Source organism: Streptomyces sp. NPDC020597 (genome assembly GCF_044335095.1).
In the GTDB taxonomy this organism is placed as follows: domain Bacteria; phylum Actinomycetota; class Actinomycetes; order Streptomycetales; family Streptomycetaceae; genus Streptomyces.
Genome location: NZ_JBIRUL010000010.1, coordinates 237,578 through 251,768, shown reverse-complemented (window position 1 = coordinate 251,768; position 14,191 = coordinate 237,578). Strand labels below are relative to the sequence as shown.

Below are 14,191 nucleotides of genomic sequence, written 5' to 3'. Positions count from 1 at the left end.
CGTAAACTCAGCCGACGCCACGGCCGACGCGTGCGCCACGGCCGGCGCGTGCGCCTCGCCGCACGCCGCATACCTTCGCGCCGCGCCGCGCGCTTTCGGGCGGCGGGCGTTCAGCAGGCGTGGCGGTCGCGGTCCGGGGAGTAGAGGTGGCTGTCGCGGAACTGCTCCGCTCCGAGCGTCCGGCCCACCATGATGACGGCCGTGCGCAGCACCCCGGCCTCCTTCACCTTGCCGGCGATCTCGTCGAGCGTGCCGCGGATGATCAGCTCCTCGGGACGGGAGGCGTAGGCGACGACGGCGGCGGGGCAGTCGGCGCCGTAGTGCGGAAGGAGCTCGCCGACCACCCGGTCCACGTACCGGGCCGCGAGGTGCAGCACGATCAGCGCGCCGCTGCGCCCGAGGGTGGCCAGGTCCTCGCCCTCGGGCATGGCGGTGGCGCGGTGGGCGATCCGGGTGAGGATGACGGTCTGGCCGACGGTCGGCACGGTCAGCTCGCGTTTGAGGGCGGCGGCCGCGGCGGCGAAGGCCGGCACGCCGGGGACGACCTCGTAGGGCACGCCGGCCGCGTCCAGCCGCCGCATCTGCTCGGCGACGGCGCTGAACACCGAGGGGTCCCCGGAGTGCAGCCGCGCCACGTCGTGCCCCTCCTCGTGGGCGCGTACCAGCTCGGCGGTGATCCGGTCGAGGTCCAGCTCGGCGGTGTCCACCAGCCGCGCGTCCGGCGGGCATTCGGCGAGCAGCTCGCGCGGGACCAGGCTGCCCGCGTACAGACAGACCCGGCAGGCGGCCAGCGTGCGTGCGCCACGCACCGTGATCAGGTCGGCGGCGCCGGGCCCGGCGCCGATGAAGTACACGGTCATCGGTCTTCTCCCGCGGAGGTGTCGAGGGTCTTGTGGACGGCCCACTGGGTCACCGGCATCGCCTGCCGCCAGCCGGTGAATGCGCCGACGGGGACGGCGTGCGCCACCGCGAGCCGCACCAGCTCGCCTCCGTGACGCCGGTGGGCCTCGGCGAGCAGCGCCTCCGATTCCAGCGTCACGGTGTTGGCGACCAGTCGCCCGCCGGCCGGCAGCGCTTGCCAGCACGCGTCGAGGAGGCCGGGCGCGGTGAGCCCGCCGCCGACGAACACCGCGTCGGGCTGCGGCAGTTCGGCGAGGGCCGCGGGCGCCGCGCCGGTCGCCACGCGCAGGCCGGGCACTCCGAGCCGGTCGGCGTTGCGGACGATGCGCGCGGCCCTCGCCGGGTCGCGTTCGACGGTGACCGCGCGGCACGAGGGGTGCGTGCGCATCCACTCGATCGCGATGGACCCCGATCCGCCGCCGACGTCCCACAGCAGCTCGCCGGGGGCGGGGGCGAGGGCGCCGAGCGTGGCCGCGCGGACGTGCCGCTTGGTGAGCTGTCCGTCGTGCTCGTACGCCTCGTCCGGCAGCCCGGGACCCGCGCCGAGCCGGAGGGCGTCGGGGGCGCGGCGGCACTCGACGGCGACGATGTTGAGCGGGTCGCCGGGCGGTCCGTCGACGGGCCAGTCGTCGGCCGTGCGCGGAGCGGTCGTGTGTTCCCTCGCGCCGCCGAGTTGCTCCAGGACCCGCATCGGGCTCGGCCCGAATCCCCGGTCGCGCAGCAGGGCGGCGATCTCCGCGGGGGCGGCGGCGTCGGCGCCGAGGACGAGGAGCCGCCGGCCGGTGTGCAGGGCGGCGGCGAGGCGGGCGGTGGGGCGGCCGACGAGGGTGACGACCTCGGCGTCCTCGAGCGGCCAGCCGAGCCGGGCGGCGGCGAGGGAGACCGAGGAGGGGTGCGGCAGCACGTGCAGCCCCGCGGGGCCGAGTTCCTCGGCGAGGGCGCGTCCGATGCCGTGGAACATGGGGTCGCCGCTGGCGAGGACGGCGATGCGGCGGCCGGCGTGCGCGGCGAGGAGGCCGGGGACGGCGGGTCGCAGCGGCGAGGGCCAGCGGACGCGCAGTCCGGCGCAGCCGGGCGGCAGGAGGTCGAGCTGGCGCGGGCCGCCGATGAGGACCTCGGCCGCGCCGAGCGCGTCGCGGGAGGCGTCCGGGAGGCCCGCCCAGCCGTCCGCTCCGATCCCGACGACGGTGACGGCGGGCGACGGTCCTGGTCGTGCGGGGGTCACTGCGCGCTACCTCGGGGTTCGTGGACGGCTCGGGGACGACAGGGGCGCACTCTACTGGGCGGTGGCCCGGGCGTTCCCGCCCGGGTGCCACCGCCCGCCTCCTGCCGCGCGGCCGCGGCGGTGCAGCTCAGGACCCGACTGTCACCGTCAGGACCAGGCTGTCACCGGCACGAAGGAGCTGTCCTGCCGGAAGAGGTCCGTGCCGTCGGAGGGCTCCACGCGCAGCTCGTAGTTGTAGTGGCGGAGGTAGTAGCCGGGATAGTTGTACGACTCGAAGCGGACGGAGCCCGCGACCGTGCCGGTGCGGGCGATGAAGGTGGCGTCCTTGGCGAAGGTCGACGTGCCGTCGTTGGCGTCGAAGCGTCCGCGGAAGGAGTAGTGGCGCAGGTAGTTGCCGGCCGCGTCGCGCAGTGAGTAGGCGTTCGCGTCGGCGAGCCCGGCGACGACGGTGAAGGTGGCCGCCTGCTTCTCGGCGGTGGTGCTGGAGCCGGTCACCACCGGCAGGTTGAGCAGGGCCGACTGCTCCTGCCAGTAGCGGGTGGTGTAGTTGCCCGAGCGCAGGGAGCGCGTGGCGTTCCTGGTCAGGGCCGGGCCACCGGCCACCGTCTCCTTGATGACCGTGAAGTGGCGCGCCGTGCCCGAGATGCCGGGCAGCGCCTTGGGGGCGCTCCAGGTCGCGAAGGAGTCGTAGCTGTCGCTGTAGTAGTACTTGTGGTCGCCGTAGCCGTCGAAGAAGATCCGCCAGGCGCCGTTGTCGAGCTGGATGACGGTCGGGCCCTCGCGGTAGCTGCCCCAGCCGGCCCAGTCGCCGGTCTTCTTGATCGTGTAGGGGCCGGTGAGGTTGGACGCCGTGGCGTACTCGATGTACTTCGCCGTCTCGTTCTTGGTGAACGCGTGGTAGGTGGACCCGGTCTTCACGATGTACGTGTCGATGTGGTTGGCGCCGATGCCGGACAGGGCGACCGGTGAACTCCAGGCGGTGAGCGCGGAGTTGGTGGCCTTGAGCAGGTACGGCGTGAAGATCCACTCGTCGTTGGTCGTCGAGCAGGACACGATGACGTTGACGCTGCCGTCGCTGTCGACGAAGAACTCCGGCGCCCAGGCGCGGGAGAGGCCCGCGATCGGGACCGTGTAGTCGTACAGGAACGACCAGTTGACCCGGTCGGAGCTGCGGGCGAAGCCGATGGTGGTGCTGGCGTCCTGCCAGGTGTGGGTGGTGTAGGTGATGTAGTAGTAGCCGTTGGTGTGCTTGAAGACGCTCGCGTCGCGGATGCGGTTGCTGGGCGGGGTGTACGCGGAGGCCTGCACCAGCCGGAAGTCGGTGGCGTCGTCGGACTGGTAGACGTTCACCGTCCCGTCGTTGCTGTCGAGGAACGGCACGATGGTGTAGCGGGTGGCCGATCCGGCGGCGGGCGCGGCCGCGAGAGCCGTGCCGAGCAGGCCGGGGGTCTCGCCGAGCACGAACGCGGCGGCGGGCAGGACGGCCATCGCTCGCAGCAGGGCACGGCGGGACGGGGCGGGGGGACGTGTCGTCATGGTGCGGCTCTCCTACGGCTCAGAGTTCGACATCCCGAACAAGGTCCGGAAAGTCGATCAGAAGCTAGGGGTGGGGCAGGAACACGTCAATCCCTTGCGCAGGAACGCGCGGCGCCTGTGAGGCGGCTGTGTCGTCGCGGAAGGTCCGCCCGCTCCGACCGGGACGCCCGACTCCATGCCGTGTGCGCCGTTCCGCTCTCCGGCGGCCGCACGTTACCGTGCGGTAGACAACGTCGTCCCGGAGGTGCCCCCCGTATGACGCCCGACCGTGCCGCAGGTCTGACGGACACCGCACACGCCCTGGCCGCAGGCGAGGTGTCGTCGCGCACGCTCGTCGAGCAGACCCTCGCCCGGATCGAGGCGAGCCAGGGCGTCCTCAACGCCTTCCGGGTGGTGCGGGCCGAGGCCGCGCTCGCCGAGGCCGAGGCCGCCGACCGGGAGCTGGCGTCCGGCGTGCGCCGCCCGCTGCTCGGGGTCCCGGTCGCCGTCAAGGACGACATGGACGTGGCGGGCGAGCCGACCGCGTTCGGCTGCGCCGGCGACCACCCTCCCGTCGCCGAGGACGGCGAGGCGGTCCGCCGGCTGCGGGCGGCCGGAGCCGTCGTCGTGGGCAAGACCAACACCTGCGAGCTCGGGCAGTGGCCGTTCACCGAGGGCCCGGCCTTCGGCGCCACCCGCAACCCGTGGAATCCCGGGCACACGCCCGGCGGATCCTCGGGCGGTTCGGCCGCGGCGGTGGCGGCGGGACTGGTGCCGGCCGCACTCGGTTCGGACGGGGCCGGCTCCGTCCGCATCCCCGCCTCCTGGACGCACCTGATCGGCGTCAAACCGCAGCGGGGCCGCATCTCGACATGGCCACGCGGCGAGTCCTTCCAGGGCATCACCGTCAACGGCACCCTGGCCAGGACCGTCGCCGACGCGGCCCTGCTGCTCGACGCGGCAGCGGGCAACCACGCACGCGACCCGCACCGGCCGCCGGCCGTCGACGCCTCGGCGGCGGTGCGCCGCGACCCCGGCAGGCTGCGGATCGCGCTGTCGCTGAAACCGCCGTTCACCGCCGTGGCGGCCCGGCTGCGGCCCGAGGTGCGCGCCCGGGTCCTCGAACTCGCCGACGAGCTGGCCGCATTGGGCCACACGGTCGAGGAGGCCGACCCGCCGTACGGGCAGATCGGCCTCACCTTCGTGCCCCGGGCGACCGCGGGCATCGCCGAGTGGGTCGCCGACGCGCCCTTCCCCGCGCTCCTGGACCGGCGCACCCGCGGGGCCGCCCGGCTCGGCAGGCTGCTCGGCGGGGCGCCGCTGCGGGCGGCCCGGCGCGCCGAGGCGGTCCTGCACCGCCGCGTCGGCGCCTTCTTCGACGGTTACGACGTGGTCCTCGCGCCGACGACGGCCGCTCCCCCGCCGCGCATCGGGGCCATGCTGGAGCTGAGCGGGATCGCCACCGACCGCGCCATGATCGCCGCCTGTCCGTACGCCTGGCCGTGGAACGTGCTGGGCTGGCCCGGCGTCAACGTCCCCGCGGGCTTCACGCCCGGCGGCCTGCCGGTCGGGGCGCAGCTGCTCGGACCGGCGCACAGCGAGCCGCTGCTGCTCTCGCTCGCCGCCCAGCTGGAGGCGAGGCTGCGCTGGCACGAGCAATGGCCGCACGAGGCGGCCGCCGACTCCCCGGCCGGACGGCCCTCTTCCCCCCGTACCCTGTGACCATGGACGACGCGGCGATGGTCGGGCTCATGGGGCGGGTCACCGGGACGATCGGTCCGGGGCTCGTCGGCGAGGTCATGGTCCGGGTGCGCGGCGGGGCCGAGCACTTCCTCGCCTACGCGGCGGACGGCACGGCTCGCATCGAGTGCGGCACCGTCGTGATGGTGGTGGAGCACCTGCCGCCGCGATCGGTCTACGTCACCCGCGCGTACGACAGTTGAGCCCATCGCGCCCCAGGTGAGAGCCGTTTCGTGCGGCTTCGGGAACGTAAGCGTCAAGATTGCAACAAGGATGCGCCGATGACTTCAACCCGGGGCCGGCGAGGCGCAGACTCCCTTCGTTCGGTGCCGAAAGGGCACCATCACAAGGGGGCGTATGCCGATGGTTGTCGGCGTCGTTGCGGGGGTGGCGGTTGTCGCCGTCCTCGCGCTGATCGGTCTGTTCAAGATGATGTGGCGGGTCGCGGAGCCCAACGAGGCTCTCGTCATCTCCGGCTCCAACCACCGCACCGAAGGCCTCGAGGCGGGCATGGGTTTCCGCATCGTCACCGGGCGCGGAACACTGGTGATGCCCGGCGTGCAGGTGGTGCGCAAGCTGTCGCTCGACCTGAACGAGACCGAACTGCAGGTGGACTGCGTGACGCACCAGGGCATTCCGCTCCGGGTGCGGGGCGTGGTCATCTTCAAGGTGGGCGACGACTTCGTGTCGATCGCCAACGCGGCCCGGCGCTTCCTCGACCAGCAGAAGCTGATGTCGGAGCGGGTGCACAACGTGTTCGCCGGTCATCTGCGTTCCATCGTGGGCGGGTTGACGGTCGAGGACATGATCCGCGACCGGGACAAGCTCACCGGGCAGACCCGTGCCGCATGCGGCACGGAGATGGAGAAGCTGGGCCTGATCGTGGACTCGCTGCAGATCCACGAGATCGAGGACCCGACCGGGTACATCAAGAACATGGCGATGCCGCACGCGGCGGCCGTGCAACGGGACGCGCGCATCGCCCAGGCGGAGGCGAACCGGCTCGCCACCGAGGCGGAGCAGGCCTCGTTCGCCCGGATGGCGGAGGCCACCCGGGACAGCGAGATCCTCCAGGCCGGCTACCAGGCCGAGCGCGACAAGGCGGGCGCCAAGGCCCGTCAGGCCGGACCGCTCGCCGACGCCGCCGCCCGGCAGGAGGTCGTCGTCCAGGAGACCCGGGTCGCCGAACTCGAGGCGCACCGGCGGGAGCAGCAACTCCAGGCGGACGTCCGCAAGCCCGCGGACGCCCAGGCGTACGAGAAGCGCACGCTGGCCGAGGCCGAACGCGACGCACGGATCTCCGCGGCCCAGGCCAAGGCCAAGGAGACGGAGCTCGCGGCGATCGCCGAGGCGAACCGCGTCAAGCAGGCCGCGGGCGCCGAGGCCGAGGCGACCAGGACCCGGGGTGAGGCCTCCGCGGCCGCCACCCGGGCCACCGGTGAGGCCGAGGCGGCGTCCGCGCAGGCCCGAGGTCTGGCGGCGGCCGAGGCGGCGAGGGCACAGGGTCTCGCGGAGGCGGAGGCGATCAAGGCCCGGGCCGCCGCGCTCGCCGAGAACCAGGAAGCGGTCGTCGCCCAGCAACTCGCCGAGAACTGGCCGGAGATCGTGAAGGCGGGCGCGTCCGCCTTCGGCAACGTCGACAACATGGTGCTGCTCAACGGCGCCGACGGCATGGCGGACGTGTTCGCCAAGGCGCTCACCATGGGCGGGACGGGACTCGGGCTGGCCCGGCAGCTGCTCGCCTCGATGAACCAGAACGGCCAGCCGGCCGGCGGGACTCCGTCGCTGAACGGGTCGAAGGGACCGTCCTCGCAGAAGGTCCCGGTCGAGGAGAGCTGACACACCGGTGAGGCACGGTCACGGGGGCACCGCTTAAGGTGCCCCCGTGACCGCGTTTACCGATGCAGACGTCCCGGGCCGTTCCGGCCCCACCGCCACCGTCGAGGCCGACCCGCGTGAGGTCGGCCGGGTGCGCACCGAGTACTCCCCCGCGCACGACGGCGACCCGGACCCCGGCGAGATCGTGTGGACCTGGGTGCCGTTCGAGGAGAACGACGGCCGGGGCAAGGACCGTCCGGTGCTCGTCGTCGCCCGGGAGCCGGGCGGCACCTTCCTGGCCGTGCAGCTCTCCAGCAAGCGGCACGACGGCGACCGGGAGTGGGTGGCCATCGGCAGCGGACCGTGGGACCGGACCGGCCGCGACTCCTGGGTGGACGTCGACCGTGTGCTGCGGCTGCACGAGGACGGCATGCGCCGTGAGGCCTGCGCGCTGGACCGGATGCGGTTCAACCTGGTGCGGCAGCGTCTCCACGAGCGCTACGGCTGGACCTGATCACCCGTTCGGCCGAACGCGTGCTCGAAGGCGGCGCGGACCGTGCCGCCCGGCGTCCGGTCCAGCACCCCGAAGACGACGTGGGCGAACCGGTGCTCGAAGCGTCCGCCGGCCGCCAGCAGCGCCCGGAAGGCCTCCGCCACCTGTGCGGGGTCGTTGCGGAACACCCCGCAGCCCCACGCGCCCAGCACCAGGCGGCGGTAGCCGTGCGCGGCGGCCGTCTCCAGGACCCGTTCGGCGCGGGCGGACAGGGCGGGCGGCAGCTCGCCGGCCCGTCGCGGCGTCGTGCGCAGCACCACGCCCGCGTTCGGCGCGGCGGCCGTCAGGAAGCCGACGGCGTAGGGCTCGTCCAGCAGGCGGCCCCGGTCGTCGCGGAAGACGGGCACGGCCGGTGAGTGGATCACTCGGTCCGTGTAGAGCGGGTCGCGGTGGGCGCGGTGGTGGTCGTAGAACCCCCGGGCCTCCAGCAGGCACGTGTACAGCGCGGAGGCCCGGCACAGCGCCTCTTCTTGCGCCTGGGCCCCGTTGAGGAAGCCGCCGCCGGGATTGCGCGCGGACGCGAAGTTGAGGACGGCAACCGGCTCTCCCCCGAGGTCCGCCCCTCCCCCGAGGTCCGCCGTCCCGTCGGCGACCGGCCCGCCCCCGAGCCCGAGAGCCGGCTCTCCGTGTACGGACGCGCCGACCAGTCGGCGGGCGGCCTCCAGGCTGCTCTCGCCGGTGACCTCGACGCGCAGGTCCGCCGGCGGGGCCGCGGGCACGTGGACCGGTTCCGGTCCCACTGTGCGCGTGCCGGCCCGAGCGGCCTCGACCGCCGCGGTGAGGGACACCTCGCGCCCGTCGGACGCGCGGTAGCCGCCGGCGGCCACGATCCGCTCCGTCTCCCGGGCGATGCCGCGCAGTCGCGTGCTCATGGCGCCACCCCCGTGGACTCCATGAGCGCGCGCCGCGCGGTCACGCCCGCCCCGCACCCGACCTCGCGCCTCATGCCGCGCGTCTCCCCCGTCGAGTTCATGCACGCATCGTGAGCGATCCCGGACATCGTGTGCAACAAGATTTTTCGGCGCCTCGCCCGGGTGGCGCATGCTCCGGGCCCGCCGGGGAAGCAGCTCCGAGGCAGCGGGAAACCGGCGGTGAACCGGTGGGGAATCGCCACGGAACCCGGGCTTCACTGTCCTGAAAGTGCCGATGTGCACCCTTGTGCGAATCGAATCCAGGGTCTTGGGTGGAACAAGCTCTGCCGGTCCGGCCGCACCGAGGACGGACCGGTGGCATGGTGGAATCTCAGGAGGATCCCGACATGTCCGACTCGGTCAGCGACTGTACGAACGGAGCGGAGCCGCGCAGCGCCCTCACCGAAGCCGAGGTGGAGGCGCTGGTCAGGGGAATCTGCTTCAAGACCGGCCCACCCCGCACCGTCGGGGTCGAGCTGGAATGGCTCGTCCACGATCTGCGCGCGCCGCGGCTCCCCGTCACACCCGAACGACTGGAAGCGGCCTACGCCGCCCTGCGGGACGTGCCCCTCGGCTCTCCGCTCACCGTCGAACCCGGCGGCCAGCTGGAGCTGAGCTCGCCGCCCGCCGCCTCCCTCATGGAGTGCGTGCACACCGTCTCCGCCGATCTGGCCGCGGTCCGCGCGACCCTGCGCGAGCAGGGGCTCGCCCTCGCCGGCATGGGCACCGACCCCTGGCACACCCCGCGCCGGTTCCTGCACGAGCCGCGCTACGACGCCATGGAGGCCTGCCTGGACCGCACGGGTCCGGCGGGCCGCGCCATGATGTGCACCTCCGCGTCCGTGCAGGTCTGCCTGGACGCCGGCTACGAGGAGCCGGGCCCGCTCGGGCACGGCCGGCGCTGGTGGCTGTCGCACACCCTGGGCGCGGTGCTCGTGGCGGCGTTCGCCAACTCACCGCTGCTCGGCGGCGTCCCCACCGGCTGGCGCTCCACGCGGCAGCTGCTGTGGATGGAGATCGGCGCCGGCCGCGCGGGCGGGCCCGCCATGAACGGCGATCCGCGCGAGGCCTGGGCGCGGCACGTGCTGGACGCGCCGGTGATGTGCGTGCGGCGGAACGAGGGCGCCTGGGAGGTGCCCGACCGCCTCACCTTCCGGCAGTGGACCCGAACGGGCGAACCGACCCGGGAGGATCTCGACTACCACCTCACCACCTTGTTCCCCCCGGTCAGACCGCGCGGCCACCTGGAACTGCGCATGATCGACGCACAGCCCGGCGACGACGGCTGGCTCGTGCCGCTCGCCGTGACGACGGCCCTGTTCGAGGACCCGGAGGCCGCCGAGTTCGCCTACCGCGCGGTCAAGCCGCTGGCCGAGCGGGCCCGGCCGCTGCCGGCCCCGCACAATCCGCTGTGGATCGACGCGGCCCGGCACGCGCTGACCGACCCCGAACTGCACGAGACGGCGATCGCCTGCTTCGCCGCCGCCCTGCGGGCCCTGCCCCGTCTCGGCGTCGACGACACCGTGCTGGAGGCCGTGACGGCCTACCGGGACCGCTACGTCCTCAAGGGGCGCACCCCCGCCGACGACCAGCTCGACCGCCTGCGCGGCACGGACGCCCGCGCGCACGGGAAGGACCTCCGCCCATGACCGAGCCCGCCCTGGACGCGGAGCGCGCAACCGACGCGGCCGCCGCGCCCGCCTCGGACACGGCCGCCCCGGACCCGGACGTGCTGCGCGCCCGCGCACTCGCCTCGCTCACGACGGCCCGCGCCCGCACGACGCTGCTGACCACCTGCGTGGAGGAACCCGACCTCACCGCCCAGCACTCCCCGCTGATGTCCCCGCTGGTGTGGGACCTCGCCCACATCGGCAACCAGGAGGAACTGTGGCTGCTGCGCGCGGTGGCCGGCCGGGAGGCGATGCGCCCCGAGATAGACGGCCTGTACGACGCCTTCGAGCACTCGCGCGCCGAGCGCCCCACGCTGCCCCTGCTGCCGCCCGCCGAGGCCCGGCGGTACGCGGCGGAGGTGCGCGGCCGGGTCACCGACGTGCTGGAGTCGGCCGACTTCCACGGCACCCGGCTCACCGAGTCCGGCTTCGCCTTCGGGATGATCGCGCAGCACGAACAGCAGCACGACGAGACCATGCTGATCACCCATCAGCTCCGCACGGGGCCGCCGGTGCTCACCGCCCCCGACCCCGACCCCGTCCCGCTGTTCACCGGCCCGGCCGAAGTGCTGGTCCCCGGCGGCCCGTTCACCATGGGCACGTCCGGCGAGCCCTGGGCCCTGGACAACGAGCGCCCCGCCCACCGGCGCGAGGTGGCGCCCTTCCACATCGACACGACCCCCGTGACGAACGCGGCCTACCAGGCGTTCATCGAGGACGGCGGTTACGACGAGGAACGCTGGTGGACGAGGGAGGGCTGGGCGCACATCCGCGGGCACGGCATCCACGCGCCGCTGTTCTGGCACCGTGACGGCGGGCAGTGGCTGCGCCGCCGGTTCGGCGTCACCGAGGTCGTGCCGCCCGACGAGCCGGTCCTGCACGTGTGCTGGTACGAGGCCGACGCCTACGCCCGCTGGGCCGGACGCCGGCTGCCCACCGAGACCGAGTGGGAGAAGGCGGCCCGCTTCGACCCGGCGACCGGCGGCTCGATGCGCTACCCGTGGGGCGACGCCGACCCCGCGCCGGAACACGCCAATCTGGGCCAGCGCCATCTGCGTCCGGCCCCGGCGGGCAGCTATCCGGCCGGCGCCTCCCCGCTCGGCGTACGGCAGTTGATCGGCGACGTCTGGGAGTGGACGTCCAGCGACTTCCTTCCCTACCCGGGCTTCCGGGCGTTCCCGTACAAGGAGTACTCGGAGGTGTTCTTCGGGCCCGACCACAAGGTGCTGCGCGGCGGTTCGTTCGCGGTGGACCCGGTCGCCTGCCGGGGCACCTTCCGCAACTGGGACTACCCGATCCGGCGGCAGATCTTCTCCGGCTTCCGCACGGCCCGCCCGGGGGCCGTCTGATGTGCCGTCACCTCGCCTACCTGGGGCCCGAGGAGGCGCTCGGCAGGCTCCTGGTCGATCCGCCGCACGCGCTGTACCGCCAGTCGTGGGCGCCGCGACGGCAGCGCCACGGCACGGTCAACGCCGACGGCTTCGGGGTGGGCTGGTACGCCGAGGGCGACCCGGCGCCGGCCCGCTACCGCAGGGCCGGGCCCATCTGGGCGGACCTGTCCTTCGCCGACCTGGCCCGGGTCGTACGCAGCCGGGCCGTGCTGGCCGCCGTCCGCGACGCCACCCTGGCCGGGGCCGACGCGGAGGCCGCGGCCGCCCCGTACGCGGCGGGCCCCTGGCTGTTCAGTCACAACGGGGCGGTCGCGGGCTGGCCCCGCTCGCTGGAGCCGCTGACCCGGACCCTGCCCGCCGCCGACCTGCTGTCGATGGAGGCGCGCAACGACTCCGCGTTCGTGTGGGCGCTGCTCCTCGCCCGGCTGCGCGCAGGGGACCCGGCGGGCCAGGCGCTGACCGACACCGTCCTCGAGGTCGCCGTCGCGGCCCCCGGCTCCCGGCTCAACCTGCTCCTCACCGACGGGTCGACGGTCACCGCCACCGCCTGGGGCGACACCCTCTGGTACCTGGCGGACCCAGGCAGGGGCACGGCCGTCGTGGCCTCCGAACCGTACGACGACGATCCGCGCTGGCAGGAGGTCCCGGACCGGACCCTGCTCGTGGCGAGCAGCGCCGACGTCGCGCTCACCCCCCTCAAGGACCCGAGCGCGGACACGGCGTCCGCACCATCCGAGGAAAGGCAGTCATGACCGGCACCCGCGCCTACGGCTACACCGACACCCTCGACGCCGAGCACTACGCCAGGGCTCTGCGCGCCGACATCCGCGGCGGACTGACCAGCACCCCCAAGTCCACGGCGCCCACCTGGTTCTACGACGCCCGGGGCAGCGAGCTCTTCGAGGAGATCACCCAGCTCCCGGAGTACCCCTTGTGGAGGGCGGAACTGGGACTGCTCCAGCTCCACGCCCAGGACGTGGCGGCGCAGACCGGGGCACGCAGCATGATCGAGCTCGGGTCCGGGAGTTCGACGAAGTCCAAGCTGGTCATCGAGGCGCTGGGCCCGGCCGGCCTGAACTACGTGCCCGTCGACGTCAGCGCGGACGCACTCCAGCAGGCCGGCGCCCAACTCGTCGAGGACTACCCGGGGATCCGTCTGCACGCCCTCCGTGCCGACTTCACGGCTCCGCTCGTGCTGCCGGCGCTGCCCGAGGAGGGCCCACGGCTCATCGCCTTCCTCGGCAGCACGCTGGGGAACTTCCGGCGCCCGGCCCGCGGCCCCTTCCTCCGCGGGCTCCGGGACATCATGCGGCCCGAGGACTTCCTTCTGCTCGGCGCCGACCTGGTCAAGCCGGAGGACGAGATGATCGCCGCCTATGACGACGCACAGGGCGTCACGGCCGAGTTCGACAAGAACCTGCTGCACGTCCTGAACCACGAACTGGACGCCGACTTCGACCCGGACGCCTTCGACCACGTATCGGTGTGGAACAGCGCCGAGAGCCTCATCGAGATGAGGCTGCGCAGTCGAGCCGAGCAGCTGGTGAAGATCCGGGAGCTCGACCTGGCGGTGCAGTTCGAGCGCGGAGAGGAATGGATCACCGAGCGCAGCGCCAAGTTCACCGTGTCCGGACTGCAGGAGGAGATGACGGCGGCGGGCCTCCACACCCGTGAGCTCTGGTCCGACCCGACCGCGGGCTTCATGCTCGCCCTCGCCACCGCCCACTGAGTCGGCCCGCACACCGCCGGTCACGGATGGAAGGGGTCCCAGCCCGGTCCCCCGGTGGGCGAGGGGCCGACGGTGGACGGGCCCGGGGCGCACCGGGCGGGATCGGGCGGCGGGAACAGCCGGTACGCGCCGACCCGGTCGGTGACGAACCGTACCGGCGTGTCCTCGTCGTCCGACGGGGCCGGTGTCACCCGGGGCAGTTCTCGTCCGGTCAGGGGGTCACCCGCGTACACGGCCGCGAGCACCCCGACGCACACGCCGTCCCGGCCGGCGGGAAGGTCACCGGGGAAGCCGACGGTCCAGGTCCTGCCACCGTCCGCGAAGAGGCGGTAGCGCCTGACGGACGACCACTCGGTCCGCGTCGTCGCGGTCCCGGGCGTGGTCGTGGTCGTCAGGGTCCAGAACTCGACCTGCACGTCGAGCGGAAGGCACAGCCGCCGGGCGTCGGCCGTCCGCGGTGCGCCCACGACGACCGACATCCTCGCGGACGGCGTGGCAGCGCCCCCGGCCGTCCGGAAGGAGACCGCGCCGCGCAACCAGGCCGCCTTCTGCCGTCCCTGCCATGCGTCGTCGGCACGGCAGCCTGCCGTCTGCGTGGACTCGGACGCCTTCGAGCAGCCGGCGCAGAGCAGGGCGAGGGCCGCCGCTGCGCAGGCCGTCATCGCCCCGCGGCGGAGTCGGGTCGCGGTGGTGTGCATGGTTTCCTCGTTCGTCACGGCCGGCCCGCGGACGTCCCACG

At 73.8% G+C, this 14,191-nt stretch carries 13 protein-coding genes; 8 read left to right on the top strand and 5 right to left on the bottom strand.

Going from position 1 to position 14,191, the window contains the following annotated elements:
- Positions 1-110: 110 nt before the first annotated feature.
- From cobM to ACH4ZA_RS20105, 3 genes are all read right to left on the bottom strand, one after another.
- Positions 111-860, bottom strand: coding sequence for a precorrin-4 C(11)-methyltransferase (cobM, locus tag ACH4ZA_RS20115; protein ID WP_398430723.1), 750 nt, complete (start codon positions 858-860; stop codon positions 111-113).
- Positions 857-2,125, bottom strand: coding sequence for a precorrin-6y C5,15-methyltransferase (decarboxylating) subunit CbiE (cbiE, locus tag ACH4ZA_RS20110; protein ID WP_398430721.1), 1,269 nt, complete (start codon positions 2,123-2,125; stop codon positions 857-859). The genes cobM and cbiE overlap by 4 nt, the downstream gene beginning before the upstream one ends.
- 147 nt (positions 2,126-2,272) lie before the next feature.
- A complete protein-coding gene (locus ACH4ZA_RS20105; RefSeq protein ID WP_398430719.1) occupies positions 2,273-3,661 on the bottom strand; it encodes a glycoside hydrolase family 43 protein in 1,389 nt (462 codons plus the stop codon).
- A gap of 255 nt (positions 3,662-3,916) precedes the next feature.
- Between ACH4ZA_RS20105 and ACH4ZA_RS20100 the strand changes: the two genes are divergently transcribed.
- The 4 genes from ACH4ZA_RS20100 (at position 3,917) to ACH4ZA_RS20085 (ending at position 7,712) form a co-directional block, all read left to right on the top strand.
- Entirely contained in the window at positions 3,917-5,362 is a 1,446-nt protein-coding gene (locus ACH4ZA_RS20100) for an amidase (RefSeq protein ID WP_398430718.1), read from the top strand.
- A 2-nt stretch (positions 5,363-5,364) separates the two neighbouring features.
- Positions 5,365-5,583, top strand: coding sequence for a hypothetical protein (locus ACH4ZA_RS20095; protein WP_398430716.1), 219 nt, complete (start codon positions 5,365-5,367; stop codon positions 5,581-5,583).
- A 154-nt stretch (positions 5,584-5,737) separates the two neighbouring features.
- Entirely contained in the window at positions 5,738-7,219 is a 1,482-nt protein-coding gene (locus ACH4ZA_RS20090; RefSeq protein WP_398430715.1) for a flotillin family protein, read from the top strand.
- A gap of 46 nt (positions 7,220-7,265) precedes the next feature.
- On the top strand, positions 7,266-7,712 hold the full coding sequence (locus ACH4ZA_RS20085) for a type II toxin-antitoxin system PemK/MazF family toxin (protein WP_057581011.1): 447 nt from the start codon (positions 7,266-7,268) through the stop codon (positions 7,710-7,712).
- On the opposite strand, the gene ACH4ZA_RS20080 is transcribed toward ACH4ZA_RS20085, so the two are convergent.
- Positions 7,697-8,623: a TIGR02452 family protein gene (locus ACH4ZA_RS20080; protein ID WP_398430714.1), complete on the bottom strand. Its 927-nt coding sequence runs from the start codon at positions 8,621-8,623 to the stop codon at positions 7,697-7,699. The genes ACH4ZA_RS20085 and ACH4ZA_RS20080 overlap by 16 nt on opposite strands.
- Positions 8,624-9,009: 386 nt before the next feature.
- Between ACH4ZA_RS20080 and egtA the strand changes: the two genes are divergently transcribed.
- From egtA to egtD, 4 genes are read left to right on the top strand one after another with little or no spacing between them, the layout of a single operon-like run.
- Positions 9,010-10,311, top strand: a complete 1,302-nt coding sequence (egtA, locus tag ACH4ZA_RS20075; RefSeq protein ID WP_398430713.1) for an ergothioneine biosynthesis glutamate--cysteine ligase EgtA — start codon at positions 9,010-9,012, stop codon at positions 10,309-10,311.
- Positions 10,308-11,681, top strand: a complete 1,374-nt coding sequence (egtB, locus tag ACH4ZA_RS20070; RefSeq protein ID WP_398430712.1) for an ergothioneine biosynthesis protein EgtB — start codon at positions 10,308-10,310, stop codon at positions 11,679-11,681. The genes egtA and egtB overlap by 4 nt, the downstream gene beginning before the upstream one ends.
- Complete coding sequence (gene egtC, locus ACH4ZA_RS20065) at positions 11,681-12,475, top strand: ergothioneine biosynthesis protein EgtC (protein ID WP_398430711.1); 795 nt, start codon at positions 11,681-11,683, stop codon at positions 12,473-12,475. The genes egtB and egtC overlap by 1 nt, the downstream gene beginning before the upstream one ends.
- Entirely contained in the window at positions 12,472-13,452 is a 981-nt protein-coding gene (egtD, locus tag ACH4ZA_RS20060; RefSeq protein WP_398430710.1) for an L-histidine N(alpha)-methyltransferase, read from the top strand. Before egtC ends, egtD begins: the two co-directional genes overlap by 4 nt.
- Before the next feature lie 20 nt (positions 13,453-13,472).
- Here the strand turns inward: egtD and ACH4ZA_RS20055 are convergent, their stop codons facing one another.
- Positions 13,473-14,150: a hypothetical protein gene (locus ACH4ZA_RS20055; RefSeq protein WP_398430708.1), complete on the bottom strand. Its 678-nt coding sequence runs from the start codon at positions 14,148-14,150 to the stop codon at positions 13,473-13,475.
- Between the last annotated feature and the right edge of the window lie 41 nt (positions 14,151-14,191).

Bases quoted from the DNA above. Each gene is read 5' to 3' on its own strand.
- cobM (WP_398430723.1), bottom strand. From the start codon at position 860: ATGACCGTGTACTTCATCGGCGCCGGGCCCGGCGCCGCCGACCTGATC.
- ACH4ZA_RS20105 (WP_398430719.1), bottom strand. From the start codon at position 3,661: ATGACGACACGTCCCCCCGCCCCGTCCCGCCGTGCCCTGCTGCGAGCG.
- ACH4ZA_RS20100 (WP_398430718.1), top strand. From the start codon at position 3,917: ATGACGCCCGACCGTGCCGCAGGTCTGACGGACACCGCACACGCCCTG.
- ACH4ZA_RS20095 (WP_398430716.1), top strand. From the start codon at position 5,365: ATGGACGACGCGGCGATGGTCGGGCTCATGGGGCGGGTCACCGGGACG.
- ACH4ZA_RS20090 (WP_398430715.1), top strand. From the start codon at position 5,738: ATGCCGATGGTTGTCGGCGTCGTTGCGGGGGTGGCGGTTGTCGCCGTC.
- ACH4ZA_RS20080 (WP_398430714.1), bottom strand. From the start codon at position 8,623: ATGAGCACGCGACTGCGCGGCATCGCCCGGGAGACGGAGCGGATCGTG.
- egtA (WP_398430713.1), top strand. From the start codon at position 9,010: ATGTCCGACTCGGTCAGCGACTGTACGAACGGAGCGGAGCCGCGCAGC.
- egtB (WP_398430712.1), top strand. From the start codon at position 10,308: ATGACCGAGCCCGCCCTGGACGCGGAGCGCGCAACCGACGCGGCCGCC.
- egtC (WP_398430711.1), top strand. From the start codon at position 11,681: ATGTGCCGTCACCTCGCCTACCTGGGGCCCGAGGAGGCGCTCGGCAGG.
- egtD (WP_398430710.1), top strand. From the start codon at position 12,472: ATGACCGGCACCCGCGCCTACGGCTACACCGACACCCTCGACGCCGAG.
- ACH4ZA_RS20055 (WP_398430708.1), bottom strand. From the start codon at position 14,150: ATGCACACCACCGCGACCCGACTCCGCCGCGGGGCGATGACGGCCTGC.